Raw genomic sequence first — 26,366 nt, 5'->3', positions numbered from 1 at the left:
GGTGGAAGGCGAAACCGAGGCGGCCGGGGCCGCCTCGGTCTCCGGACGAGTCACCGTCACTTGGCGGCGTCCGTCGCTTCCTTCAGGGCCTGCGTCCACGCGTCAGCCGCGGACTGCTTGCCCTGCTCCACGCGGGTCAGCGCGGTGCCGAACACCGGGCCGACCTTCGAGTCCTTCGTGCCGCGGTAGGTCGGCTTCAGCGACTCCGCCGAGGTCGCGAAGATCTGGCCCACCGGAGCCTTGTTGAAGTACTCGTTGACGGTCGCCTGCACCTCGGCGTCCTGGTAGACCTTCGGCTGCGACGGCAGGTTGCCCGTCTCCTTGAAGATCCGCTTCTGCTGCTCGGGGGCCGTGAGCCACTTGGCGAGCTCGTAGGCCTCCTTCGGGTGCTTGCCCTGCTTCGGGACGGCGAGGAACGAGCCGCCCCAGTTGCCGCCGCCGCCGGGCGCCGTCGTCACGTCCCACTTCCCGGCCGCCGCGTCGCCGGCACCCGCCTTGATCAGCGCGAGCGCCCAGGCCGGGCAGGTGGTGGTGGCGAACGAACCCTGCTTCAGCGCGACGTTCCAGTCCTGGCTGAACGGCTCGAGAGCACCGGTCTGCCCCTTGGTGCCCAGGGCCGCCGCCTGGTCGAACGCCGCCTTGACCTTGTCGTTCTTCTCCGCGATGTACGAGTCGTCCTTCGCGAAGTAGCCCTCCTCGGTCTGGTCGAGGATCGCCTTGTAGACGTTGCGGCCGGTGTCGACGAACTTCACGTTCGGCGTCTTGGCCGAGAACTGGTCGGCGACCTTCGCGTAGTCGGCCCACGTGGGCCACAACTTCGCGACCTCGGCCCGGTCCGTGGGCAGACCGGCCGCCGCGAACAGGTCGGAGCGGTAGCAGAGACCCAGGCTGCCCATGTCCGTGCCCAGCCCCAGCACGAACTCACCGCCGTCGGCGGTGCCCTGGTTCCACTTCCACCCGGCCCACTGGTCCTTGAGGTCCTTGGCGCCGTACTCCGCCAGGTTGACGAACTTGTCCTTGGAGGCGCGGAACTGCGAGATCACGCCTTCCTCGAGGGCGACGATGTCCGCGGCACCACGGCCACCCGCGAGCTGAGTCGCGAGCTGCGTGTTGTGCTGCTCCATCTTGACCTTGCGCTGCTCGATCTTGATGTTCGAGTGCGAGGCCATGTACTCCTCGATGAGCTTGTCGTACCCGAAGTCGGAGAAGAGGCCCAGCGACAGCTCGATCTTGCCGTCGGCCTCGGAACTCCCGCCGCACCCGGCGGCCAGAACCATCACGAGGGTCGCAGCGACGCTGCCGACCAGCCTTCTGCTCATCCGTCCTCCTCGACGACGCCGTGAGCGGCGCTTAACTGTGATGAGAGCGCTCTCACACTCAACCGGAGAGGCGCGGGTGTCAAGCGGTCGACATCGTTCCGTAACTTTGTGGCGGCAGGCAACAAAAACCTTTGCCGGAAATTGCGGGAAGGTTGCGATCAGGCGCCGACGGCGTCCCGGGAAGCAGAAGAGGGACGACCGGGCCCTCGCTCCGGTCGTCCCTCACCCCAGGTAGAGGGGGTTGCGCGGCGAACGTGACGCGCGGCCTCCAAGATTTTTTGGCAGGTCGTGATTGGAGTGCGCACCGGCGGGTAGCGCTGGAGCGTTTCCGCAGGTGAACCCTTTCCGGTCACTTTCCGTGCACGTGCTCACCTTGCGTGAGCGTCCCGGAAACGCAGCGGAGGCCCGGTGCCCCGACAGCACCGGACCTCCACCGATCCCCCGGTCGTGCGGCCCGGAGTCGCCGCACTCCCGAACCCGCCCGGCCGTGGCCCCCGACAGCGAGGCCGGGCGGGGTGTCCCCTACGCCTCGGCCATGCCCGCGACCACCGAGTTCCGGGCCGCGCGCCGGGCCGGCAGAGCCGCGGCGACGACCGCCGCGATGACGGCGAGGCCGAGCATGATGCCGATCTGTCCGAACGGGATGGAGAAGCTGATCTGGAACTCCGAGTTCGAGATCGCCTCGACCAGCAGCCAGCCGAAGCCGGCGCCGAGCACCACGCCCACGACCGCGCCGATCAGCGCCATCAGGATCGACTCGACCACCAGCATCTGGCGCAGCTGGCCCCTGGTCAGGCCCAGTGCCCGCAGCAGCGCGGACTCGCGGGTCCGTTCGAGCACCGAGAGCGTCAGCGTGTTCGCGATGCCGAACAGGGCGATGATCAGCGCCAGGCCCACGAGGGCCCAGATGAACAGCAGGATCTGGTCGATCTGGCCGTTCAGCTCCGCCTTGGTCTCGGCCGCGGAGTCGAGCACCGCCACCGGCGAGGTCGCGATGACCCGTTCGAGGTCGGCCCGCGCCACCGTGATGTCGGTGCCGGGAGCCAGCTTGACCAGCACGTTCTGGTAGCCCTTGGCGGGCTCCTTGAGCAGCGACTGCGCGGTCTCGAGCGTCACGATGCCGGTGCCGTAGCTGTTGTCCTTGATCAACGCGACGACCTTGAGGTCCTTGCCGCTGATCGGGACCGTGGAGCCGAGGGCGACGCCCGCCGTCTTGGCCTCCTTCTCCCGCATGGCGATCTCGTTCGCCTTCAGGCCGACCAGCGTGCCGCCGGCGAGCTCCGGCCGCACCAGGGTGCCCAGCGCGTCGGCCGGGTAGCCGGTGACGTCGGCGTACTCGAGCTTGGGCGACTCGCCGAAGGCGCGCAGCTCCGGTGCCACCTTCTCGACGTTGCGCACCTCGGCGAGCTGGGCGACGAACTTGTCGGTGAGCGGCTGGCTGTAGACGTTCGACTTGACCGCGTAGTCGGCCGGGAAGCGCTTGTCGACCTGCTCGGTCATGGTCTGGCGGCCGCTGCCCGCCACGACCGTCACCATCGCGACGATGGTCACGCCGATCATCAGCGCGGCCGTGGTGGCGGCGGTGCGCTTGGGGTTGCGGCCCGCGTTGGCCGAGGCCAGCTTCGCCGGGACGCCGCGCAGGGCCGTGCCGAACAGGCGGTTCACCAGCGGCACGTAGAGCGGGCCGAGCAGCAGGACGGCGAACAGCAGGACCATCGTGGCGCCACCGGTGATGAACATCGCCGGTTCTTCCTTCTCCTGCTGGAGTCCGAAGTAGACACCCACGCCGCCGATCAGTGCGATCAGGGTGGCGACGGCGATGCGGACCTTGCCGGTGCGGGCGACGTCGTCGCTGCTGTCCGGCTGCGAGCGCAGGGCCGCCACCGGGGCGACCTTCGTGGCGCGGCGGGCCGGCAGCACGGCCGACAGGACGGTCACGACCACACCGACGCCGAAGCCCGCGGCGATCGTCACCCACGTGATCGGCAGGCGGATCGGGGCGTCCTCGCCCCCGCTGGGGCCGCCGACCGTGCTGATGAACGCCTGCAGTCCGGCCGACACGCCGAGTCCGCCGAGGATGCCGAGGATCGACGCCGCGAGGCCCATGAAGACCGCCTCGGCGAGCACGGACCGGAACACCTGCCCGCGTTCCGCTCCGACGCAGCGCAGCAGCGCCAGTTCCTTCGTGCGCTGGGCAACGAGGATCGTGAAGGTGTTGTAGATGACCATGCCCGCGACGACGAGCGAGATCGCGGCGAACGCGAGCAGAAACGTCTTGATCTCGCCGGCCGCGTCACCGACCTGCGCGAGCGTCGCCTGGGTCAGCTGCTCGCCGGTCTGCACGTCGTAGCCGGGGCCGATGGCCTTGGTGATCGAGTCGACGAGCTGCTGCTGCGAGACGCCCGCCTTGGCGACGGCCACGATCTCGTAGATCCGCTGCTTCGGGATCACCGTGCGCAGGCCCTCCGGCGAGACCAGGACGTGGTCGCTGCCGGACATCGAGATGCTGCTCGCGCCCTGCTGGTAGGTGCCGACGATGGTGAACGCGTGCTCGGCGTTGTCCTCGTCGAGCAGCTTCAGCTTGTCGCCGACCTTGAGCTTCGCGATCTGGGCGGTCTTCGCGTCGATCGCGGCCTCGTCGGCCTTGGCCGGGAACTTGCCGTCCTTGAGGTTGAAGTCGCGCAGCTTCTCCGTGGTCGGCAGCGGCTGGACGAGCGCCTGGCGCGCCTTGCCCTCGCCGCTCAGCAACGCCGCGCTGCCGAACTCGCGGGAGTCCGCGCCCTCGACGCCCGGCGTGGCGCGGATCTTCTGCAGGAAGTCGGCAGGGATGCCGTCCTCCCGGTTCGGGCTGTTCTCCCCCGTGTGCACCGCGGCGTCGACGTTGCGGGCGCTGCGGGCGAAGTTGTCCCTGGTCTGCTCGCCGACCGCGTCGCCGAGCACGAGCGTGCCCGTCACGAACGCGACGCCGAGCGCGATGGCGATGCTCGACAGCACCAGCCTCGCCGTGCGGGCGCGCAGGCCCGCGAGGATCGTCTTCAACATCGGTGGCTCACGCTCCCAGGTGCGTGAGGGCGTTGACGACGGACTCGGTGGTGGGCTGGTGGATCTCGCCCGCGAGCCGGCCGTCGGCGAGCAGCACCACGCGGTCCGCGTAGCTCGCGGCCACCGGGTCGTGCGTCACCATGATCACGGTCTGGCCCATCTTGCGGACCGACATGCGCAGGAAGTCGAGGACCTCGGCGCCGCTGCGGGAGTCCAGGTTGCCGGTCGGCTCGTCGGCGAAGATGACCTCGGGACGGGCGACGAGCGCACGGGCGCAGGCCACGCGCTGCTGCTGGCCACCGGACAGCTCCGTCGGGCGGTGCGTGAGGCGGTCGCGCAGGCCCAGGACGTTGACGATGGTGTCGAACCACTCCTTGTCGGGCTTGCGGCCCGCCAGTTCGAGGCCCAGCGTGATGTTCTGCTCGGCGGTCAGCGTCGGCAGCAGGTTGAAGGCCTGGAACACGAAGCCGACGCGGTCGCGGCGCAGCTTGGTCAGGTCCTTGTCGTTCAGCTTCGTGATCTCGGTCTGTCCGATGTGGATCGCGCCACCGTCCACCGTGTCCAGTCCCGCGAGGCAGTGCATCAGCGTGGACTTGCCGGAGCCGGACGGACCCATGATGGCGGTGAAGCGACCGGCCTGGAAGGCGACGTCGATGCCGTCGAGCGCCCGCACCGCGGTGTCACCCTTGCCGTAGACCTTCACCAGGTTGTGGGCCGCTGCGGCGGTCCGGGTGCCGACCTCGGACACCAGTGCAGACATGTCTCTTGCCTTCCTCACAGGGGACGTTCTCGCTGAGGAAGAAGCTAGGAGCAGCCTGAGTACGCGGACATCAACTCCGCGACGCGTTGCGCATCAGCCTGAGGTATGACAACCAGGGCTATTCCAGCAGACCCCGGTCGTACGCGATCGCCACGGCCTCCGCGCGCCGCGAGGCCCCCAGCTTGGCCATGATCCGGGACAGGTGCACGGACACGGTCTTCTCGCTGATGTAGAGCTCCTCGCCGACCTCGCGGTTCGTCCGCCCCGAGGCCACCAGGCCGAGCACGTCGCGTTCACGCGGGGTGAAGAGGTCGACCTGCTCGCGCACCGGTTCGTCCGCCCGCAGGGTGATGCGGGCCCGCTTGGCGCTCGCGGCGACGGCCTCGGCGAGCGGCACGGCTTTGAGCCGCGTCGCCACCTCGTCGGCCTGGCGCAGCTGCTCCACGGCCTCGTCGCGGCGGTCCGCGCCGAGCAACGCCTCCGCGAGCCGCCACCGGCACAGCGCCTGCTCGAACGCGACGCCGTAGCCGAACTCGTCGACCGCTTTCTGCCACAGCCCCGGATCGCCCGCGCCGCGCAGCCGCGTCTCCTCGGCGTTGGCCCGCGCGAGCCACGCCCGTCCCTCCGGACCGAGCGTGCCGGCCCGCGGCTTGCCGTTCTGCGCGGTCAGCCGCACGTGCTCGGCGAGGTCGAGACCAGCCTGGACGGCGTTCTCCTCGGCCTGCGCGTCGCGCTTGCGGCGGGCCTTCGCGGCGATCTCCGCGTGCGCGGCGATGCCGATCGCGCCGATCCTGATGCCCGCGAGCATCCACGGGCCGCCGAGCTTGCGGGCCCACGCGAGCGCGTCGGTGACCCGTTCGACGGCGAGCTCCGGACGGCCGCGCCACAACGCGAGCTCCGCGCCCGTCCCACCGTTGATCAGGGCGATCTGGATGTCGCGGTGCCAGTCGCTGCGCAGCTTCGTGATCATCCGCTCGGACTCGGCCAGGTCGCCGCGCGAGACCGTGAGGTGCGTGCTCGCCGACGCGAGGCGCGCGAGCACCGTCGAGGACACCGACATGCCGGGCGGCTCGCTGGCCCACGCCGCGTAGTCCCAGTCGCCCAGGTAGTAGTGCACCAGCACCTGCAGGATGCGGATCTCCAGCCCGAACATGCTCCAGGTCAGGCCGGTCTCCTTGGCCCGGTCGCCCGCGAGGTTGAACACGCGCGCCGACTCGGCCAGCTCGCCGCGGTCGTAGTGCATCAGGCCGTAGTAGTACCAAGCCCTCAGCTCGTTGTTGAACGCCCCGACCTCGCGGGCGCACTGGATCGCGCGCTCGAAGCTCGCCTTCGCCGCCTCCGGCTGGTCCGCGTGGTCGTCGAGGATCGCGAGGGTGCCGAGGCCGTCCGCGACCGCGCCCGGCGCGTTGGCCGTCTGGCCGTCCGCGATCGCGAGCTCCGCCGCCTCGCGCGCCTCGGCGTCCTTGCGCTGCTGGCGCAGGGAGGACGCCTTGCCCGCGAACACCCTGGCGCGGGTGGGACTCGGCTCGCGGTCGTGCACGAGCTGCAACGCCTTGGCGAGGACCAGGAAGCCCTCCTCCTCGTTGCCGTCGAGGATCGACAGCGCCTGCGAGAGCCGCAGCCAGATCTCCGCGGCCTCCTCCGGCGTCTGGTCGGCGCCGATGGCCTCGGTGGCGCTGCGGGCGAACGCGACGGCCCGTTCCGGCTGGCCCGCCGTGCCCGCGACCCAGGACGCGCGCCGCAGCAGGACCGACTCGTCCACATCGGACGGACGATCGGCGGCGGGCACCGCGTTCCACAGGTTCAGCGCTTTTTCCAGGTACCGCAACGACTCCGCAGGGGCACCGGCGCGTTCGGCCTCCCTGGCCGCCGCGATCGAGGCCGTCAACGCCTGCGCCAGGTCGTGGCTCTCGAACGCGTGGTGGGCGAGCGCCGCCGCTGCACCGCGTTCGTCCAGGTGCTGGGCCAGGTGCCGGGCGTACGCGGCGTGCAGCCGGACCCGTTCGCCGGGCAGCAGGTCGCCGTAGACCGCCTCGCGCAGCAACGCGTGCCGGAAGGCGTAGACCTCGTCGTCGTGCACGACGAACAGGTGGTGCTGGACCAGTTCCCGCAACGCCGCGTCGAACGCGAGGTCGGCCATGCCGGAGACCTCGTGCAGCCGGTAGTGCCGGACCCGGCGCCCGCGCACGGACGCGACGCGCACGACGTGCTGAGCCTCGGGGCTCAGGCTCTCGACCCGGCTGAGCAGCACGTCGGCGAGCGCGGACGGCAACGACCTGGCGTCGTCGCAGGTGGCCACCGCGATGAGCTCCTCGGCGAAGAAGGCGTTGCCCTCGGAGCGTTCCGCGACCTGCTTCAGGACGTCACGCGGCAGGTCGTCGGACAGCGCCTCGACGAACCGGCGGGCGTCCGCGGCGTTGAACGGCGTGAGGTCCATGCGGTCGACGGCGGGCAGCCGGACCAGCTCGGACAGCAAGGGGCGCAACGGATGGCTGCGGTGCAGGTCGTCCGCGCGGTAGGTGCCGACGACCAGCAGGCGCTGGGAACGCAGGCGCGCCAACAGGAACGACAGCAGGTAGCGGGTCGAGGCATCGGCCCAGTGCAGGTCCTCGACGACCAGCAGCACGCGCTGCCGTTCGGAGAGATCGCTCAGCAGCCCGAGCACGGCGTCGAACAGCTGGAGCTGTCCCACGTCCTGCTCGGGCCTGCGGCCGGGGATGAGGCTCGGCGCGATCATGCCCTCGGTGCCGGGCTCGCGTTCGGCAGGCAACGCGAGCTGCGGCAGCAACATCGCGAGCGCCGGCCGGTTCGCCACGTCGTTCTTCAACGCCCCCAGGGCCTCGGCGAACGGCAGGTAGGGCAGACCGGTCTCGCCGGCGTCGAGGCACCGTCCCATCAGGACGAGGGTGTCGCCGGCGCCGGAGGCCAGCTCGTCGATCAGCCGGGTCTTGCCGACACCGGCGTCCCCGGCGAGCAGCACCGCCCCCGCGGTGCCCGTCCCGGCCCGGTCCAGTGCTGCGCGCAACCGGTCGAGCTCCCGATCGCGCGCGACCAGGGGAATTCCGGAACCGAGACGCGCCACAAGGGGCATGGTTTCACACGTCATCAGCCGGTGCCGCTGTGTTTTCCGGACGTGCGGTGCATCACGCGGCTGATCCACGACGGCATGTCGCGGTTGGCCCGCCGCCAGTTGCAGACGGCATTGCCACGTCGGTAGTCGATTTCCGCCTTGATCGCCTCAGGGGTCCATTCGGTCATGCCACGAGAGTCGTCCTGAGGCCCCGTGCCGGGCATCGGGCGATCACGCAGTCCCAGGCGGACGACCCCTTACCCGGGGCCGCCCAGCCGACCCCTTACCCCGCGGCGCCGCTCACCGTCACCGCGCGCGCCCTGGCCAGCCGGGCTCGGACCCCGTCCGCCTCCGGCGCCCCGAGCTCGGTGAACAGCGCGAGCGCCCGCTGCCAGTGCGCCGTCGCTCCCGCCGCGTTCAGCTTCTCGAACACCGCCGCTAGCCGGTCGTGCGCGAGCGCCTGGTGGTACGGCGAGACGGCGTCGCACGCCACGGCCAGCGCCGTGCGCGCGGAGGACAGCGCACTGTCCGTGTCGCCGGTTTCCAGCAGTGCCGTCGAGATGTCCACGTGGCAGGCCGCTTCACCGCACTGCTCGCCGACCTCGTGGTACATCCGCAGCGCCACCCTCAGCCACGGCATGGCGTCGTCGAAGCGCTGGGTGCTCAGGTACAGCAGCCCCAGGTGGTGGTGGGCGTTGGCCTCAGCCCACTTCGAGCCGGCGATCCGCGAGATCTCCATCGCCTCGCGGTAGTGCGCCTCGGCCTCGGCGTGCCGGCCCAGGTCCTGCAGCGTGCCCGCGACCGTCGTCAGCGCGCGGGCCTGCTGGTGCACGTCCTCCTTGCGGCGCGCCACCTCCAGCGCGCCCTGCTGGGCCTGCAACGCCTCCTCGAAGCGTTCGAACTGCAGCAGCGCGACGCCCAGGTTGAACTGCATGACGAACCGCGCGTCGTCGTCGTTCAGCGCGATCGCGGCCTGCAGCGCGGCCTCGGTGAGGCGCAACGACGTCTCGCGTTCGGTGCGCAGCCACAGGTAGCGCGACAGGGTGTACGGCAGCTGCCAGGCGTGCACGTGCCAGCCGGAGCCCGAGGCCAGCTCGGCGGCGGCGATCAGGTTGGCGCGCTCGGCGTCGAACCAGGCCGTCGCCTCCGCGGGACCCGAGATGGCCGGGACGTGGACCGGGCGGTGTTCCGGTGCCACGAGGACGCTGCCGCGGTTGATCGGCAGCAGGCCGTCGGCGAGGTCGGCGCAGTGCAGGTAGTAGTCGAGCATCCGGCCGGTGGCGGCACGGCGTTCCGGTTCGGACAGCTCCCCCGCCAGCGTCTTCGTGTAGACACGGACGAGGTCGTGCGCGAAGTGGCGGCCGGGTTCGCCGACCGACAGCAGGTTCGCGGCCGTCAACGCGTCCAGCGCGCGTTGGGCCTCCGGCAACGACACGTCGCCCATCGCCGCCACCACGTGCGGCGTCAGGTCGGCGCCGGGGTGCAGGCCGATGATCGCCAGCAACCGCGAGGGTTCCGAGGGCAACGCACGGCGCGAGGCGTCCAATGCGGCTCGTACGGTGCCCTCACCGTCTTCCAGGCCGAGCGCGGCCAGCCGGCCCTGCTCGTCCTGCAGCTCCTCCACCAGCTCCGCGACGCGCAGCCGCGGCGACACGGCGAGCCGGGCGGCGGCGATGCGCAACGCGAGCGGCAGGCCGTCGCACAGCGCGGCCAGCTCACGCAGGCCCCCGGCCTCCACGTCCGGCCGGCCCGAAACGCGGCCCAGCACGTCGACCGCGGCGTCGGCGTCGAGCATGTCCAGCTCGATCAGCTTCGCCTCCACCTGCGCCACGAGCCCCACGAGGCGGCGGCGCGACGTCACGACGACGCACGACGGCGCACCCGGCAGCAACGGCACCAGGTCGGCCGAGCCGCGGACGTTGTCGAGCATCACGAGCATCCGGCGGTCGGCCAGCACGGTGCGCAGCAGCGCGGAGCGTTCGTCGACCGAGACCGGGGTGTCCCCGGCGGGCACGCCGAGCGCGCGCAGGAACCGGTTGAGCACCTCGCCGATCTCGAGCGGCTCGCGGTTGGGGTCGTACCCGTGCACGTCCACGTAGAGCTGGCCGTCCGGGAACTCCTCGCGCACGCGGTGCGACCAGTGCAGCGCCAGCGCCGTCTTGCCCACGCCCGCCGGGCCGGTCACGAGCAGCACCGGGCCGTCGTGGCCGCGCAGCACCGCGTCCATGGCGGCGAGCTCGGGGTCCCGGCCGATCAACGCGGCGGGCTTGCGCGGCAGCTGCGCGGGGATCGTCCTCGGCGCGGGTTCGGGAGCGGCCGCCTGCTGCGGCACGCGCACGGGCGCCCGTTCCGGCTCGGGGCTGTCGCCCGCCAGCACGGCCTGGTGCACGCGGCGCAGCTCGGGTCCGGGCTCGACGCCGAGCTCCTCGATCAGGACTGCGCGGGCCTCCCGGTAGGCGGCGAGCGCCTCGGCCTGCCGGCCCGCCTGGACCAGCGCCCGCATCAGCAACCCGTGGCCGCGTTCGCGCAACGGGTGCTCGACGACCATCGTGCCGAGCTGCGAGACCAGTTCCGGTCCCTGCCCGATCGCGAGCCCGAGCTCGGCGCGTTCCTCCAGCACCGCGAGCCGGCGTTCAACGAGACGGCCGCGTTCGACATCGGCGTGCAGGCCGGAGACGCCGCCCAGCGGCTCGGCGCGGAAGAGGGCCAGCGCGTCGTCCAGCTCGACCGCGGCTCCGGCCAGGTCACCGGCGGCGCGCAGGCGGTGCGCGAGCAGGACTTGACGTTCGAACACGTCGAGGTCGAGCGCACCGGGCTCGACCCGCATCAGGTAGCCGTCGCCGACCGAGGTCAGCAGCTCGGCAGGGGCCCGGCGCGCACGGGTCGGTTCGAGCGCGCGACGCAGCCCGGCGACGTAGGTCTGGACGAGGTTGACCGCGCTGGAGGGCGCGTTGTCGCCCCAGACGGCCTCGATGATCTGCCCGCGACTGACCGGCGTGTTGCGCGCGAGGAGCAGCACCGCGAGCACGGCGCGCTGTTTCGCCGCACCGAGATCAACCTCTTGACCTGCGCGAACGACTCGGAGAAGGCCGAGAACCTCGAACCGAAGGGGTTCCTCGCCGTGCGTCACCGATCTGTCCTTCGCCTGTGGGCCACCTGGAGCTTGAAGATCACTTCAGTCGGGCTCCAGTCGTGCTGTAGAGCGCATTCTTACGCTTAGCGTGTCCAACCAACCACAGACGGCGAGATCAACGGAAACCGGAGATCGCCGAGTCGGTACAGGTTGGACCGGACAGCGGAACACCCGCTGCTCCCCATGATCGACGTGGGTCGGCCGGCGTGCAAGGGGCATCCAGCCCGCGGCGGCGGAACGCCGGCCGGCCCTCGTCCCCCTTCCACGACGAAGGCCCCGGCTGGATCATCCAGCCGGGGCCTTCGTCGTCGTCTTACGATCAGCTGACGAAAGAGCCGATCTTCGCGGCGTGCAGGAAGCTGTCCCACCCCGCGTCACCGAACCGCAGCCGTGCTCCGTCCGCGTTCTTGCTGTCCCGGACGGCCGCACCGGACCGGACGAGCGCGATCTCCACGCAGTCCGGACCACCGGCCGAGGACCGGCTGCTCTTGCGCCAACGCAAGCTCTCCACTGTTCGTTCACTCCCGGTCGCAGTCACGCGAGAGCGCGAGCGGCTTCGGCGATCAGGGCTGCCGACTCCCGCTGGTCCAGCGAGGAGCTCACCAGCCGCTCGAACATCTCGGCGTACCAAAGGACGTCCGACTGTTGTTCCAGGTAGACGCCACTCCTTGTGCTTTCGATGTACACCACGTCGGGATCGAGCTGCTCGGGAAAGCTCAGGATGACGAACGGGCCGTCCATCGCAGCATGACCACCGGCGTCGAACGGCACGACCTGCATCATGACGTTCGGCAGTGCACCGACTTCGAGGAGACGCGCCAGCTGCACGCGCATCACCCCGGCGCCGCCGACGAGCCTGCGCAGGGCAGCCTCGTCGATCACGACGTGCAGGCGCAACGGATCGTCCTCGCTCAGCAAGGCCTGCCTGGCCTTGCGCAACCGGACGCGCCGGTCGATCTCGGCACTGCTCGCGTTCGGCAGTCCCTGCGAGATCAACGCTCTCGTGTACGCCTCGCACTGCAGCAGGCCCGGGATCATCAGGCCCTGGTAGGTCCTGATCGAGTCCGCGTCGGCCTCGTACCCCACGTACCGTCCGGGCACGATGTCGCCGAACTCGTCCCACCACGCCTTGCGGCGGGCCTCCCTGGCCAGCTGGACCAGTTCCTCGAGGGCGGCGGCGTCCGCGTCGTAGGCGGTGAGCATGTCCCGCACGTCGCGCGGGCTGACTCCGACTCGCCCCGTCTCGATGCGGCTGATCTTGGAGGCCGAGCACTCCAGGCGCTCGCCCACCTCCTCGATCGTCAGCCCGGCCACCTCGCGCAGTCGCCTGAGCTCGCTCACGAGCCGGCGCTTGCGCAGCGTCGGGCTGCTGCCCCGCATGACACCTCCTGGGTGGCACCCGCACTCACTGGTCCCCCTCAGTTTGAGAGCAAAGGAGCGCGTCGCAAAGAGACGTCATCCATTCGTGTACTGCAACTTGCAGATCGCAGGTTCGGCACGACAGTCTGCTGAAGTTGCTTACGCACGGACTGGAGCTCTGAGCCTGATGGCCGTCACGGTGTTCAGCCAACTGGACAAGTCGCTGCACTCACACCTGGCCACACTCACCGACCTCGCCGAACGCGGCGACGACCAGACCGCCCTCGTACTCGCCAGGGTTGAGTTGCCGAGGGTGGTCGCGGTGGTGAAGGCGCTGCTCGACGAGCACCAGCCCGACGAGCACGGCCGGTGCGCCACCTGCAAGCGCGGCTGGTTCTCCAGGCGGATGCCCGCACCGTGCCGTGCTTACCTCTCGGCGCAGCTGATCCTGACCGTCGTCGGGCAGGAGACTTCGCACGGCAAGCACCTGCGCTCGGTAGGCTGATTTTCGGAACTCGATAGTTCTTCGGTTCCCACGTGACCTGGGCCGGCTCCGCACCCCCCGACCGGAGCCGGCCCTGCTACGTCATCACCTCGCGTGACGGTGCCCGCGAAGATCAACACGGTTGGCTGACACCTCTGTCACAGCCCCGATTCCGGCCTCATCATTGAGGTGACGCGGCCCGATCCCGCCCCACGATGCCTGTGCCGACACGGAGGTGTTCCCGTGCCGACCCCGCATGACCGCGCCGACGAGCTCGATGCCGTCCGGCCGCGCCGACTGCTGCCCTTAGAGCGCCCGTAGCGCGCACCCCTTCCAGCTCCCCCTCCCCGCCCTGTGCACCCGTTGCACAGGGCCATGCCGCCATTCCACAAAGGGAAGAAAACGTGAACCACCAACCCAGGTCCAACGCCGGCGAGCACACCCCGCACGGTCCTCCGCTGATCTTGAAGCACGACCTGCCCGCGAGCTTCGTGCTGTTCCTCATCTCGATCCCGCTGTCGCTCGGCATCGCGCACGCCACGGGCGCGCCGCTGATGGCCGGGATCATCTCCGCGGTCATCGGCGGCGTCGTCGTCGGCGCGATCAGCGGAGCACCACTGCAGATCAGCGGGCCCGGCACCGGGCTCGTCGTCATCGTCGCCGGTCTGGTGGCGCAGTTCGGCTGGGCGGCCACCGCGGCGATCACGCTGGCGGCGGGCGTGCTGCAGCTCGCGCTGGGGCTCACCGGGATCAGCCGGCTGGTGATGTCGCTGTCCCCCGCCGTCGTGCACGGCATGCTCGCGGGCATCGGCATCTCGATCGCGGTCGGCCAGCTGGTCGTCCTGCTGGGCGGCACGGCGTCGTCGACCGTGCCCGCGAACCTCGCGCTGCTGCCGGGCGAACTGGCCGCGCTCGCCTGGGGGTCGGTGATCTCCGGCGCGGTCGCGATCGCGGTGCTGCTGCTGTGGCCGCGTGTCCCGCGTGTCTCGGTGATCCCCGCACCGCTCGTGGCCGTCGCCACCGCCACCGCGCTCGCGTCCCTGCTGCACCTCGACGTCGCGCGGGTCGACCTGCCGGACAGCCACGCGCTGACGTTCCCCGAGATGCCGCAGGGCAGCACCGGCACGGTGGTCACCGCCGTCGTCACGGTCGCGCTCGTGGCGAGCATGGAGTCGTTGCTCTCGGCCGTCGCCACGGACCGGCTGCACGACGGGCCGCGCGCCCGGCTGGACAAGGAGCTGATCGCGCAGGGCACGGGCAACGTGCTCGCGGGCGCGCTCGGCGGGTTCCCGATCAGCGGTGGTCTCGCGCGGAGCTCCACGAACGTCGCGGCGGGCGCGAAGACCCGGTACGCCGCCATCTTCCAGGGCGCGTGGATCGCGGTGGCGGTGCTGGCGTTCACCCCCGCGCTGGAGCTGATCCCGCTGCCCGCACTGGCGGGCGTGCTGTTCCTCGTCGGGCTCAAGCTCGTGTCGGTCGACCGGATGCGGAACCTGGTGCGGCACCAGGAGTTCGTGGTCTACGCGGCGACCGCGCTGGGTGTCGTCCTCTTCGGACTGCTCGAGGGCGTCGTCGTCGGGCTCGCCATCGCGTTGCTACGCGCGCTGTACCGGTTGACGCACTGCTCGGTGCGCGTCGAGGGCGACCGGGTGTGCGTGCGCGGGTCGCTGGTGTTCCTGGGGGTCGGCCGGCTCGTGCGCGAGCTGCGCCGGATGCCCGCGGGCCGGACCGTGGTGCTGGAGCTGCACATCGACTACCTGGACCACGCGTCGTACGAGGCGATCAACGACTGGCGCGAGGACTACGAACGGCTCGGCGGCCACGTGCGGGTCGACGAGGTGCACGACACCTGGTACGACCGGGCGAGCCAGGGCAAACCGGGGCGGCGCAAGACGTTGCCCGGCCCGCTGCCGCGCTGGTTCGCGCCGTGGTCGCACTGGCAGGGCACGCCGGACCCGGTGACGCTGCCCGCCCAGCGGTCCTCCGCGGAGAGCGACCCGATGCTGCTCGGCATGCACGAGTTCGAGCGCCGGTCCGCGCCGCTGGTGCGGCCGTTCCTGCACGAGCTCGCGGTCCGCGGGCAGCGGCCGCAGCAGCTGTTCATCACGTGCGCGGACTCCCGCGTGGTGCCGAACCTGATCACCACGTCCGGGCCGGGCGACCTGTTCTGCGTACGCAACATCGGCAACCTGGTGCCGATGGCGTCCGCCGACGACCGGTCGGTCGGGGCGGCGATCGAGTACGCGGTGGAGATCCTCAACGTCGGCACGATCGTCGTGTGCGGGCACTCCGACTGCGGCGCGATGAAGGCGCTGGTGAACGGGTCCGTCTCGCGCGGCTCGCACCTGCACTCGTGGCTGCGCAACGCGGAACCGTCGCTGATCCGGTTCCACGCGCCCACGGCGCCCGGCTGCGCGGACCTGCCGGTGGCCGACCGGCTCGCCGTCGCGAACGTCGCCCAGCAGCTTGACAACCTGCTCGGCTACCCGAGCGTGCGCGAGGCGATCGCGGCGGGCACGCTCACGTTGAAGGGCATGTACTTCGACATCTCGAACGCCCGCGTGTACCTGGTCGACCCGGACCGCAACGGGCTCGAACCCGTGCCGTCACCGGCCTAGAAAAGCGAGGAGCCGCCCCGGAAAAACTCGGGGCGGCTCCACTTGCGACAGTTCCTAGCAGGTGCCGATCCAGGAGCACTCCACGTCGACGCGCTCCTTCGCCGGGACCTCGGTGCGGTCCTGCGCCGGAGCCTTGCGCTGCTGCGGCACCGACTGGACCTGCGGCGCCACCGCCGAACCACCGTCCGAGGCCAGGCGCACGGCGATCCTGTCCTCGATGGCCCGCGGGCTGTTGAACAGCAGGACGTTGTTCTGCACCACCGAGAACACGAGCTCCCGGCCCGCGGCCGTGGTCACGTAGCCGGACAGGCCCGAGACGCCCGAGAGCGACCCGGTCTTGGCCTTCACGTTGCCCGCCGCCGGGGTGTTCTTCATGCGGTTGACCAGCGTGCCGTCGACCCCGGCGACCGGGAGCGACGCCTGCCACGCGGAGAACCACGGCTTGGTCTTCGCCTTGACGAGGACCGACGTCAGGTCGTCCGGCGAGAACTGGTCGAGCCGCGACATGCCGGAGCCGTCGAAGACCTCGACCGCGTTCGGGTCGACACCGAGACCCGCCCACTTGGTGCTGAGCTGGTTGACGCCGTTGGTGAAGGAGCCACCCGCGGTCTTGACCAGCACCTCGGCCAGCATGTTGTTGCTGTCCTTGAGCAACGGCCTGACCAGCTCGCTGAGCTTCATCGACGTGTCGGTCGCGAGGACGGCGGCACCGGCCGGCGCCTTCTGCCTCGTGACCCCGCCGGTCACGGTGATCCCGCTGGCCTGCAAGGCCTTCTGGAACACCGAGGTGACGAGCCCCGTCGGGTCCTTGACCGTCGAGAGCGCCGTCGTCTCGACCGACGTCGACCCGCTGACGAAGATCCGGTTCGTGCCGTGCTCCCGTTCCACGGAGACGCCACCGTTGCCGGTGGTCGCCGTGGACACGACCTGCACGTGGTCGTTCGCCGGTTCGGTCGTGACGACAGCCGGGGCGCCCGCCGCGGCGCCCGGCTTGACGCGCACGACCACCGTGCCCGCGCTGAACCTCGCGTCCGGCGAGAGCGTGAGGGCCGAGGTCTCCGCACTGTAGGAGTACGGCTCGTCGTCCCACGCCCAGCCCGAGCCGTACGGCTGCGAGTCGAACTTGGTGTCGTCGACGACCAGCGAACCGTTGACCGTCGTGACACCACTGGCCTTCAGCGCGTCCGCGAGCTGCTGGTAGCGCAGCCGCGACATCGTCGGGTCGCCGCCGCCGCGCAGCGCCAGGTCGCCGTTGAGCGTCGCCCCGGACCTGGTGCCGGCCGAGACGAGCTCGGTCTTCCAGCGGTAGTCCGGACCCAGCAGGTCCAGCGCCGTCGTCGTGGTGAGCAGCTTGAGGTTCGACGCCACCTGGGAACGCCTGCTGCTCTGCCTGGTGTAGATGACTTCTCCGGAGTTGGCGTCCCGCACGACCAGGCCGACGTCCGCGCCCTTGAGCGCGTTGTCGGCCAGGATCGTGTCGAGATCAGCCGTGAGGGCCTCGTTGCCGACCGCCACGGCGCCGCCGCTGGACGTCAGGGAAAACCCTGCCGCCACAGCGACGACCGCCCCCAGAACACGAAATTTCACGCTTCCACCTCTGATCGATCACCCGACCACAACGTGTGGAAGCTACCGGGCTTGTCCGTGCGCCTGTACGTGTGCGCCCCGAAGAAGTCCCGCTGTCCCTGCACGAGCGCGGCGGGCAGTCGCTCGGAGCGAAGTCCGTCGTAGTAGGCCAAAGCGGACACGAAGCCAGGAGTCGGCACGCCGGACTCCACCGCACGGACCACGACCCTGCGCCAAGCGGCCTCCGCGTTCTGCACCGCGTCGCGGAAGTAGTTGTCCACCAGAAGAGACGCGAGGTCCGCGTTCGCGTCGTACGCCTCGCGGATGCGGTTTAGGAACTGCGCGCGGATGATGCAGCCGCCGCGCCAGATCGTCGCCATCGCGCCGAGGTCGATGTTCCAGTCGAACTCCTGCGACGCCGCGCGGATCATGTCGAAGCCCTGCGCGTACGCGACGACCTTCGACGCGTAGAGCGCCTGGCGCACGTCGTCGACGAGCTCGGCGTCCGGCTTCGCGACGACCTCGCTGGCACCGAACGCGTCGCGCACGGCCTTGCGCTGATCGGTGTGACCGGACAGCGAGCGCGCGAACACGGCCTCGGCGATGCCGGTGACCGGGACGCCCAGCTCCAGCGCCTCCTGCACGGTCCAGCGGCCGGTGCCCTTCTGCTCGGCGGCGTCCTCGATCACCTGCACGAGCGGATTGCCGTCGGCGTCGACGTGCTTGAGCACCTCGGCGGTGATCTCGACCAGGTACGACTCCAGGTCGCCCGAGTTCCACTGCGTGAAGACCTCGGAGATCTCCGCCGGCGACTGCCCGCCGATGCGGCTCAGCAGGTCGTACGCCTCGGCGATCAGCTGCATGTCGGCGTACTCGATGCCGTTGTGGACCATCTTCACGAAGTGCCCGGCGCCGTCCGGCCCGACGTGCACGCAGCACGGCTGACCGTCCACCTTGGCCGCGATCTCCTCGAACACCGGCCCGACGTGCTGGTACGACTCCGCGGGGCCGCCCGGCATGATGCTGGGGCCGTTGAGCGCGCCCTCCTCGCCACCGGAGATGCCGGCGCCGACGAACAGCAGCCCCTTCTCCTTCAACGCGGCCTCGCGGCGACGCGTGTCGTTGAAGTGGGCGTTGCCGCCGTCGATGACCATGTCGCCCGGCTCGAGGATGCCGCTCAGCTCGTCGATGACGGCGTCGGTCGGGCCACCCGCCTTGACCATGATGATGATCTGGCGCGGCGTCTGCAGGCTGTCGACCAGGTCCTGCAGCGTCTCGGCGCCGACGAAGTCGCCCTCGTGGCCGTGCTCGTCGAGCAGGGCCTTCATCTTCGCGGGCGTCCGGTTGTGCACGGCAACCTTGAACCCGTGGCGCGCGAGGTTGCGCGCGAGGTTGCTGCCCATGGTGGCAAGACCGGTGACCGCGATACGTGCTTTGCCTTCCGTCATGCGCACAGCCTGCCGTGTTCTTCGACTTTGCGCGAGGTGTCACAGGGTGTTCTCAGACTCCGTTTTGCCAGGTGAACCGCGTCACGTGCCGGTACGTAGTGCTAGGCGTAAGTTGGCTTCATGACGGAATTCACGAGCGTGGGACGCTCGGCGACCGACCGTGCCCCGAGGTACGGATCGCAGCTGGTGAAGCACTTCACGGCCAAGGACCTCGAAGGGTCCTGGGAGGACACCCGCGGTTTCGTCCGCTTCTCCGCGGGACTCGCGGAGTTCGAGGCCGCGGACGACGCGTTGATCATGCGCGTGGTGTGCACGTCGGAGGAGGACGTGGCGCGCCTGCGCGATGTCGTGGAACGGCACCTGGTCCGGTTCGGCACCCGTGACGAGCTGTCCGTCACGTGGGACTCAGGTAGCGAGAACTGACGCCGCCAGCCCGATGAGAGCGGTCCCACAGACCCGTTCGAAGTGCGCACGGGTCTTGGGCCTGCTCAGCAACCGCCCCAGCTGACGTGCCGACGGCACCACGATCACCCAGAACACCGCGAACACACCGACCGTGACGGCGCTGAGGAGCGCGGCCTGCGGCAGCGGCGCGGCGTGCGGGTCCATCGCCTGCGGGATGAGGCTCAGGAACGTGAGCATCACCTTGGGGTTCAACAGGTCGCACAACATCCCGCGCAGGAACACGTTCTTCTGCACGGGCTGTTCCTCGATGGGCTTGTTGGCCGACCTCAACGTCATGAAGCCGATGTAAGCGAGGTAGACCGCGCCGATCGCCTTGACGACGAACAACGCGGTCGGCGCCGCCGCCACGAGCGCGGACAGCCCGAGCGTCGCGAGCGTGCCGTGGATCAACAACCCGGTCAGCACGCCGAGCGCCGCCTCGACGCCCTTGCGGAGGCTGCGGACAGCGTTCCCCATGACCAGTACGAAGTCGGGGCCGGGCACGACCGTGATGACCACGAGCGCCAGCAGGAACGACGTCCACGCGATGTGCATGACGCAGATCGTCTGCTGTTCGTTCGTGTACGTTCCAGTAGCTCAGTACGATGTTCGGTTATGCGCGAACAAGCCGAACTGGATTCGGTCGACTGGCACATCCTGGAGGAGTTGCAGAACGACGCCACCCTCCCGAACCGCGCGCTGGCCGAGATCGTCGGCCTGGCGCCGTCCTCGTGCCTGCAACGCGTCCGGCGGCTGCGCGACCTCGGCGTCATCACCGGCTGCCACGCCGTCGTCGACCCGGCCACCACGGGCCTGCCCCTGGAGGCCGTGATCTCGGTGAACGTCCGCCCGCACACCAGGTCCGTCGTGGCGTCGTTCCGCGCGTTCGTGATGGCGCAGCCGGAGACGCGGTCGATCTTCCACGTCTCCGGCCAGGCGGACTTCCTGATCCACATCGCGGTGGCCGACTCGACGCACCTGCAGGCGTTCCTGATGGACAAGATCGCCTCGCGGACCGAGGTCCGGAACCTGACGTCGTCGGTGGTGCTGGAACGCGTGGAGACGCGCGCGCTGACCCCGCCCGCGACCCTGCGCCCGAAGCACCGCCGCCGGGCTAGCGGATCAGCTCATCCAGGTTGAGCGCCATCGGTGCCGGCCGCAGCACGTCGATGGTCCGCGTGCCGGCCGCCGAGAGCTCGTACCGGCCGTCCGCGAGGGCGTAGGCCGCCATGCTGGCCGGGCGGTCCAGGGCGACGATCCAGTAGTCCGGGATGCCCGCGGCGGCGTACTCGCGCAGCTTGACGGACAGGTCGACGTGCTCGCTCTCCTCGGACATGATCTCGACGACGAGCGCCACGTCCCTGGCGTCGAACCGGGTGACGTCGTCCCGCAAGTCCCGCGTCACCACCAGGTCCGGTTTGCGCAGGAGCGGCCGGGGGCCGTCCTCGAGCAGGACGTCGAAGGAGTGCACCACCTCGAGGTGGTCCGGCAAGTGGTCGAGCAGCATGCGCAGGAGCACCATGAGCGCCCGCTGGTGCCGAATGGTGCGCCCCGGCATCTCGACCAGCTCGCCGCCGACGATCTCGTGTCGCTTGCAGTCCTCGTCGGGCATCGCGTCGTAGCCCGCCAGCGTCATGGTCACGCCACGGTCATCGACGCGTCCGGTGTCGCGCTTGATCACTCAAGGGTGCGAATGAGGGCTAACGGGGACGGGCGAGCCTGTCGAGGTCGAACGCCAGCGGGGCGGGGCGAGTCAGCCGGACCTCACCCACTACGTCCTCCACGACCTTGTAGACGCCGTCGACGAGTTCGAACGCGGTCAGGCTGATCGGTGTGCCGAGTTCGACGAGCCAGTAGTGCGCGATGCCGGACTTGGCGTACAGGGTGGGTTTGGTGACGCGGTCGGAGCGCTCGGAACCAGGGGACACGATCTCCACCGCGAGAACCACGTCCTCGACGTCGAACCGCTTGGGGTGGCGGTCCGCCGCCTCCGCCGTCACCACAGTGATGTCGGGCTTGCGCACGGTCGGCCGGTGCGAGCGGTCGAACGTGACGTCGACGTCGGCGTAGGCGGCCAGACTCGGCGGCAACTGCTCGTCGAGCCAGTAGGCCAACCTGTTCTGTGCCAGCTGATGCGAGGGTATGGCTGCGGCCGACACGTGCAGGACTCCATCTACGAGCTCGAGGTTCTTGTCCTCTGGCATCGCGTCCCACTCGTCCAGGCTCACCAGGTGATCCGGCCACTCTGCAGCAGTCATGTGGTCACCCTTGTCCGGCCTCGTTGGAGTCTCTTCCGCCACCAGCTCTCACCAGCCTCCTGCTTGGAGATCCTCCATGCCATCACTCGGACGGCTTGATCACCCGGATCAGACCCTCCTGCACCACCGTCGCCACCAAGTGCCCGTCCTGCGTGAAGAACCGCCCGGTGGCCAACCCCCGATTCCCGGAAGCCGACGGCGAAGTCGTGTCGTACAACAACCACTCGTCCGCCCGGAACGGCCGGTGGAACCACATCGCGTGGTCCAAAGAGGCCCCGAGGACCTTGTCCAGCCCCCAATAAACCCCGTGCCGCGCCAGAACCCCGTCCAGCAGCGTCATGTCCGACGCGTACGTCATCACGCACAGCTGCAGCATCGGGTCGTCCGGCAGCTTGCCGTCCGCCTTCATCCACACCCGCGACGCCGCCTCGCCCGGACCGTCCTCACGCGACTCCCACGGCGGCTCGGTCACGTAGCGGACGTCGATGGGGCGCGGGAACTTCAGGTTCACCAGCGGGTAGCTCTTGGCGGACTCGCTCCACGTCGGCAGCGACTCGGGGTCCGGCACCGACGGCATGTCCGAGGTGTGCTCGACGCCCTGTTCCTCCACCTGGAACGACGCGGACAGCGAGAAGATCGCCTTGCCGTGCTGCACGGCGACGACGCGGCGGGTCGTGAAGGACCGTCCGTCCCGGATCCGGTCCACCTCGTACACGATCGGCACGCGCGGGTCGCCGGGGCGGATGAAGTACGAGTGCAGCGAGTGCACGCGGCGCTCGACGGGGACGGTGCGGCCGGCGGCGACTAGGGCCTGGCCCGCCACCTGGCCGCCGAAGACGCGCACCGGCGACTCGGCCGGGGAGACACCGCGGAAGATGTTCTCCTCGATGCGTTCCAGGTCGAGCAACGCGACCAGGTCGTCCACTGCGGATTGCCCGCTCAGGCCCGACGGGCTCGACGCGGCGGCACGGGCTGCCTCAGTCACGGCAGAACTCTCCCTAGGTCTCCAGCGAACGCACCGGCCCTGCTCCCGGCACACGTCCAGTATGCGGGAGCAGGGCCGGCATCACGACGGACCTGACTGAGAGTCAGAGCACTTACGCGTGGTCGTCCTCGCCCAGGCGGTGCACCCGGATGAGGTTGGTCGAGCCGATGGTGCCGGGGGGCGAGCCCGCGACGACGACCATCAGGTCGCCGGCCTGGTAGCGGCCGATCTCGATCATGGCCACGTCCACCTGGCGGACCATCTCGTCGGTGGACTCCACCTTCGGGACCAGGAACGTCTCGGTGCCCCACGTCAGCGACAGCTGCGAGCGGACCGACGGCTCCGGCGTGAACGCCAGCAGCGGCAGGTGCGTGTGCAACCTCGCCAACCGGCGCACGGTGTCGCCGGACTGCGTGAACGCGACCAGGGCCTTGGCGTTGAGGCGCTCGCCGATGTCGCGGGCCGCGTACGAGATCACGCCGCGCTTGGTGCGCGGGACGTGCGTCAGCGGCGGCACGACGGTCGACTCGGTCTCGACGGCCTCGATGATGCGGCCCATGGTCTGCACGGACTCGATGGCGTAGCGGCCGACCGAGGTCTCACCGGACAGCATCAGGGCGTCCGCGCCGTCGAGCACCGCGTTCGCGACGTCGGACGTCTCGGCGCGGGTCGGGCGGGAGTTCGTGATCATCGAGTCGAGCATCTGGGTCGCGACGATGACCGGCTTGGCGTTCTCGCGGGCGATCTGGATCGCGCGCTTCTGCACCAGCGGCACGCTCTCCAGCGGCAGCTCGACGCCCAGGTCACCGCGGGCGACCATGACGCCGTCGAACGCGAGGACGATGGCCTCGAGGTTGTCCACGGCCTCCGGCTTCTCGATCTTGGCGATCACCGGGAGGCGGCGGCTGCCCGCGCGGTCCATGACCTGGTGGACCAGGTCGATGTCGGCGGGCGAGCGGACGAACGACAGTGCGATGAAGTCCACGCCGAGCGAGAGCGCGAACTCGAGGTCTTCGATGTCCTTCTCCGACAGCGCCGGCACGGAGACGTCCATGCCGGGCAGCGAGAGGCCCTTGTTGTTGCTGACGGGTCCGCCTTCGGTGACCTCGCACACGACGTCGGAACCTTCGACGTCGATGACCACGAGGCCGACCTTGCCGTCGTCGACGAGCAGGCGGTCGCCGACCTTGGCGTCCTTCGCGAGCTCCTTGTACGTCGTCGACACGCGGTCGTGCGTGCCCTCGACGTCCTCGACGGTGACGCGGACGACGTCGCCGGTGTTCCAGTCCACGGGACCCGCGGCGAAACGGCCGAGGCGGATCTTGGGGCCCTGGAGGTCGGCGAGGATGCCCACGGCGCGGCCGGACTCGTCGGCTGCCGCGCGGACCATGTCGTAGACCTGCTTGTGGTCGGCATGGCTGCCGTGGCTGAAGTTCATCCTGGCCACGTCCATACCGGCCGCTACCAGGTCGCGGACCTTGTCCGGCGTGCCAGTGGCGGGACCGAGGGTACAGACGATCTTTGCGCGTCGACTCACGTCTAGAGAGAGTAGACCCCGTTCCTGGACCGATCCCGAACTACTCCTCGGTAATGTTTCGGCAATGGGTCGAGTACTGCCTTTCGTGATCGCGGCGTTGCTCAGCGTCATCGTTCTGTTCACCCCGGAGTCAGGTGTGCCGAGCTCGCCGCCCGGCACCGACAAGGTGGTGCACACGGTGCTGTTCGCGCTGCTGGCGTTCACCGGCCTGTACGCGAGAATTCCTCACATCCTGCTCGCGCTCGTGGCGTACGCAGGGCTTTCCGAGGTCCTCCAGCAGGTCATCACTCCCCTGCACCGCAGCGGCGACGTGGTGGACGCGCTGGTGGACGTGCTCGGCATCGGCGTGGGTTGGCTGGCGTTCACGAGGTTCTCCGCCTGGAGGACTCGGCGACCGCGGCGCCGTGAAAGCTGAGCGATCAAACCCCCTTTTGACACCGAACGGCTGTTCTACTCTCCGTTAATGGACCACGTCCGCTTCACCTATCGACTCCGCATGTCGAAGCATGCGCTTGCGTCGCTGACGGCGGAGTGGGGACGCTGCAGGTGGCTGTGGAACGAGTGCGTGGCCAAGTCCCGAGAAGTGCACGCGCTCAACCAGGTCCATCCCTCTGAAGTGGGCAGACAGACATGCGGCCCGGCCGCACTGGACAAGATGCTGACCGACGCCCGCGGTCAGGTCGCCTGGCTGCGGGCGGGCAGCAGCGTGGCTCAGCAACAAACGATCCGCGACTTCGGGCAGTCACGCGCCAAGGCGATGAAGGACATCAAGTCCGGACTTCCGGTTCACCGCCGTGCGGGCATGCCCAGATACCGGAAGAAGCGTGGTACTCGGCCAACGCTGAACTACACGAAGCGCGGGTTTCGGCTGGTCCAGCGCCAGCTGCTACTGGCAGGCGGGATATCGGTGCGGCCGGTGTGGTCACGCGAACTACCTGCGGAGCCTTCGTCGGTACGGGTCTTCCAGGACAGCCTGGGCCACTGGTACGCCTCGTTCGTGCTGCCTGGCCGGCCCCAGCCTCTCCCGGCGACCGGGAAAGCGATCGGCATCGACTGGGGAGTACGGCGCCTGGCGACCACCACCAGCCCCGAGCACGACCTGCCGCACCCGCACCACGGCAAGAACGCTTCGGGCCGCCTGACGCGCTACCAGCGCCAGATGGCCCGCCGGAAGGGCCGTGAAGGCAAGCCCGGCTCGAAGGGGTACCAGCGGGCACGACTCCATGCCGCCAAAGCGCACAAGAAGGTCGTGCGCCAGCGGCAGGACACCGCCCGCAAGTGGGCCAAACGCGTGGTGGCGGACTTCGACCAGATCGCCGTCGAGGACCTCAAGCCGGCGTTCATGGCGAAGTCCACGCTGGCGCGCAAGGCAGCGGACGCCGCGATCGGCGCGACCAAGCGCGAACTGATCGAGATGGCCGCCAAACACGGACGGGATCTCCGTCTCGTCCATCCCAGCCACACCACTACGGACTGTGCTCGATGCGGAGCGAGAACCAAGCACGCATTGCCGCTCGGTCAACGCGTCTACACCTGCAACACCTGCGGAAACACTCAACCACGCGACGTGAACTCCGCGCACGTGATGATCAACCGGGCAGGTTTCGTCCCGGCTGGTGCTGATCGCACAAGACCTGACCGTCCGCCGGACGGTCAGGCAGCGTGAGCCAGAAATCCTCGCTTCAGCGAGGAAGACTCAAGCCGACGTGGTCCTCGCACCACGCGTTGAAGTCCTTGAGCTGCCTCCACGACTTGCGCACCCGGTCCAGGCACCCCGGCTCGTGCAGCACGTCGTCCGGCTCCCACACCTTGCGCACGTAGATCGACCGGTACCGCAGCAGGTCGAGGTGCGGATGGTCGTCGGCGAACCCACGCGGCCTCGACTTCATCACGTCGCCGGCGAGCGTCCAGCCCTGCCCAACCAGCTCGTCGACGATCTTGCGCAGCAGCACGCCGTGCGCGTCGACCGAAGCGCGGTAGCGGGCCAGCTGGTCGGACTGCATGTGGAACGAGCCGCCGCCCACCATGAGCCCCTCGGGACTGAGCTGCACGTAGTACGCGCCGCCGCCGCGGCCCTTCTCGATCACGCCGCCGCAGTGGTCCTTGTACGGCGTCTTGTCCTTGGCGAACCGCACGTCGCGGTACGGCCGGAACACCTTGCCCTCGCCGAACTCCTTCTCCAGCGCGCGCAGCAGCGCCTCCATCGGGGCGCGCACGTCGCGCAGGTAAGTCTCCTTGTTGTCGTCCCAGTACGCCTTCGAGTTGTCCAGAACCAGGCCGTCGTAGAAGTCGATGGCGTACTCGCCGAAACCGCTGAACGTCACCGAGTCAGCCTAGGCCGAT

22 protein-coding genes are annotated in these 26,366 nt (G+C 69.7%); 6 read left to right on the top strand and 16 right to left on the bottom strand.

What is annotated here, in order from left to right:
• Window positions 1-56: 56 nt before the first annotated feature.
• The 8 genes from ABZX02_RS38580 to ABZX02_RS38545 all read right to left on the bottom strand — a co-directional run bounded on the left by ABZX02_RS38580 (window position 57) and on the right by ABZX02_RS38545 (window position 12,704).
• Window positions 57-1,319: an extracellular solute-binding protein gene (locus ABZX02_RS38580; RefSeq protein ID WP_355306148.1), complete on the bottom strand. Its 1,263-nt coding sequence runs from the start codon at window positions 1,317-1,319 to the stop codon at window positions 57-59.
• Between the two features lie 522 nt (window positions 1,320-1,841).
• A complete protein-coding gene (locus ABZX02_RS38575) occupies window positions 1,842-4,361 on the bottom strand; it encodes an FtsX-like permease family protein (protein WP_355306146.1) in 2,520 nt (839 codons plus the stop codon).
• 7 nt (window positions 4,362-4,368) lie between these two features.
• Window positions 4,369-5,121, bottom strand: coding sequence for an ABC transporter ATP-binding protein (locus tag ABZX02_RS38570; protein ID WP_355306144.1), 753 nt, complete (start codon window positions 5,119-5,121; stop codon window positions 4,369-4,371).
• 118 nt (window positions 5,122-5,239) lie between these two features.
• Window positions 5,240-8,212: an AAA family ATPase gene (locus ABZX02_RS38565; protein ID WP_355306142.1), complete on the bottom strand. Its 2,973-nt coding sequence runs from the start codon at window positions 8,210-8,212 to the stop codon at window positions 5,240-5,242.
• A gap of 14 nt (window positions 8,213-8,226) precedes the next feature.
• Window positions 8,227-8,379 (bottom strand): hypothetical protein, encoded by a 153-nt coding sequence (locus ABZX02_RS38560; RefSeq protein ID WP_355306141.1) that lies wholly within the window; start codon window positions 8,377-8,379, stop codon window positions 8,227-8,229.
• 95 nt (window positions 8,380-8,474) lie between these two features.
• Entirely contained in the window at window positions 8,475-11,321 is a 2,847-nt protein-coding gene (locus ABZX02_RS38555; RefSeq protein ID WP_355306140.1) for a BTAD domain-containing putative transcriptional regulator, read from the bottom strand.
• 322 nt (window positions 11,322-11,643) lie between these two features.
• Window positions 11,644-11,835 carry a DUF397 domain-containing protein gene (locus tag ABZX02_RS38550; RefSeq protein WP_355306139.1) on the bottom strand — a complete coding sequence of 64 codons (192 nt, stop codon included), beginning with the start codon at window positions 11,833-11,835 and terminating at the stop codon, window positions 11,644-11,646.
• Window positions 11,836-11,858: 23 nt separating this feature from the next.
• Window positions 11,859-12,704, bottom strand: a complete 846-nt coding sequence (locus ABZX02_RS38545; RefSeq protein WP_355306137.1) for a helix-turn-helix transcriptional regulator — start codon at window positions 12,702-12,704, stop codon at window positions 11,859-11,861.
• A 166-nt stretch (window positions 12,705-12,870) separates the two neighbouring features.
• On the opposite strand from ABZX02_RS38545, the gene ABZX02_RS38540 reads away from it, so the two are divergent.
• A complete protein-coding gene (locus ABZX02_RS38540; protein ID WP_089917134.1) occupies window positions 12,871-13,188 on the top strand; it encodes a hypothetical protein in 318 nt (105 codons plus the stop codon).
• A gap of 383 nt (window positions 13,189-13,571) precedes the next feature.
• Complete coding sequence (locus tag ABZX02_RS38535; RefSeq protein ID WP_355306135.1) at window positions 13,572-15,785, top strand: SulP family inorganic anion transporter; 2,214 nt, start codon at window positions 13,572-13,574, stop codon at window positions 15,783-15,785.
• A 54-nt stretch (window positions 15,786-15,839) separates the two neighbouring features.
• Here the strand turns inward: ABZX02_RS38535 and dacB are convergent, their stop codons facing one another.
• Together dacB and gndA are read right to left on the bottom strand one after the other, a co-directional pair.
• The gene (gene dacB, locus ABZX02_RS38530; protein ID WP_355306134.1) at window positions 15,840-17,372 is read right to left on the bottom strand and encodes a D-alanyl-D-alanine carboxypeptidase/D-alanyl-D-alanine-endopeptidase; all 1,533 of its coding nucleotides are present in this window, start codon (window positions 17,370-17,372) and stop codon (window positions 15,840-15,842) included.
• Window positions 17,369-18,799 (bottom strand): NADP-dependent phosphogluconate dehydrogenase, encoded by a 1,431-nt coding sequence (gene gndA / locus ABZX02_RS38525; protein WP_355306132.1) that lies wholly within the window; start codon window positions 18,797-18,799, stop codon window positions 17,369-17,371. The genes dacB and gndA overlap by 4 nt, the downstream gene beginning before the upstream one ends.
• Window positions 18,800-18,919: 120 nt before the next feature.
• On the opposite strand from gndA, the gene ABZX02_RS38520 reads away from it, so the two are divergent.
• On the top strand, window positions 18,920-19,222 hold the full coding sequence (locus ABZX02_RS38520) for a DUF2218 domain-containing protein (protein ID WP_189158634.1): 303 nt from the start codon (window positions 18,920-18,922) through the stop codon (window positions 19,220-19,222).
• Here ABZX02_RS38520 and ABZX02_RS38515 read toward each other — a convergent pair.
• A complete protein-coding gene (locus tag ABZX02_RS38515; RefSeq protein ID WP_355306130.1) occupies window positions 19,205-19,798 on the bottom strand; it encodes a LysE family translocator in 594 nt (197 codons plus the stop codon). The two genes, ABZX02_RS38520 and ABZX02_RS38515, sit on opposite strands and share 18 nt — an antisense overlap.
• Before the next feature lie 60 nt (window positions 19,799-19,858).
• On the opposite strand from ABZX02_RS38515, the gene ABZX02_RS38510 reads away from it, so the two are divergent.
• Window positions 19,859-20,383 (top strand): Lrp/AsnC family transcriptional regulator, encoded by a 525-nt coding sequence (locus tag ABZX02_RS38510; RefSeq protein ID WP_355306128.1) that lies wholly within the window; start codon window positions 19,859-19,861, stop codon window positions 20,381-20,383.
• Here ABZX02_RS38510 and ABZX02_RS38505 read toward each other — a convergent pair.
• The 4 genes from ABZX02_RS38505 to pyk all read right to left on the bottom strand — a co-directional run bounded on the left by ABZX02_RS38505 (window position 20,358) and on the right by pyk (window position 24,023).
• Window positions 20,358-20,879, bottom strand: coding sequence for a Uma2 family endonuclease (locus tag ABZX02_RS38505; RefSeq protein ID WP_355306168.1), 522 nt, complete (start codon window positions 20,877-20,879; stop codon window positions 20,358-20,360). The two genes, ABZX02_RS38510 and ABZX02_RS38505, sit on opposite strands and share 26 nt — an antisense overlap.
• 64 nt (window positions 20,880-20,943) lie before the next feature.
• Window positions 20,944-21,501, bottom strand: a complete 558-nt coding sequence (locus tag ABZX02_RS38500; RefSeq protein WP_355306126.1) for a Uma2 family endonuclease — start codon at window positions 21,499-21,501, stop codon at window positions 20,944-20,946.
• 82 nt (window positions 21,502-21,583) lie between these two features.
• Window positions 21,584-22,486 carry an acyl-CoA thioesterase II gene (gene tesB / locus ABZX02_RS38495; RefSeq protein WP_355306124.1) on the bottom strand — a complete coding sequence of 301 codons (903 nt, stop codon included), beginning with the start codon at window positions 22,484-22,486 and terminating at the stop codon, window positions 21,584-21,586.
• A 112-nt stretch (window positions 22,487-22,598) separates the two neighbouring features.
• Window positions 22,599-24,023: a pyruvate kinase gene (pyk, locus tag ABZX02_RS38490; RefSeq protein WP_355306122.1), complete on the bottom strand. Its 1,425-nt coding sequence runs from the start codon at window positions 24,021-24,023 to the stop codon at window positions 22,599-22,601.
• A 64-nt stretch (window positions 24,024-24,087) separates the two neighbouring features.
• Here pyk and ABZX02_RS38485 point away from each other — a divergent pair, with 64 nt between their 5' ends.
• Together ABZX02_RS38485 and ABZX02_RS38480 are read left to right on the top strand one after the other, a co-directional pair.
• A complete protein-coding gene (locus tag ABZX02_RS38485; RefSeq protein WP_355306120.1) occupies window positions 24,088-24,438 on the top strand; it encodes a VanZ family protein in 351 nt (116 codons plus the stop codon).
• A 48-nt stretch (window positions 24,439-24,486) separates the two neighbouring features.
• The gene (locus ABZX02_RS38480; protein WP_355306118.1) at window positions 24,487-25,689 is read left to right on the top strand and encodes a transposase; all 1,203 of its coding nucleotides are present in this window, start codon (window positions 24,487-24,489) and stop codon (window positions 25,687-25,689) included.
• A 16-nt stretch (window positions 25,690-25,705) separates the two neighbouring features.
• Here ABZX02_RS38480 and ABZX02_RS38475 read toward each other — a convergent pair whose 3' ends face one another.
• On the bottom strand, window positions 25,706-26,347 hold the full coding sequence (locus ABZX02_RS38475; protein ID WP_355306116.1) for a DUF2461 domain-containing protein: 642 nt from the start codon (window positions 26,345-26,347) through the stop codon (window positions 25,706-25,708).
• Window positions 26,348-26,366 lie beyond the last annotated feature (19 nt).

This window comes from Lentzea sp. NPDC003310 (genome assembly GCF_040610935.1).
GTDB lineage: Bacteria > Actinomycetota > Actinomycetes > Mycobacteriales > Pseudonocardiaceae > Lentzea.
This window is presented reverse-complemented; position numbering and strand designations above follow the sequence as displayed.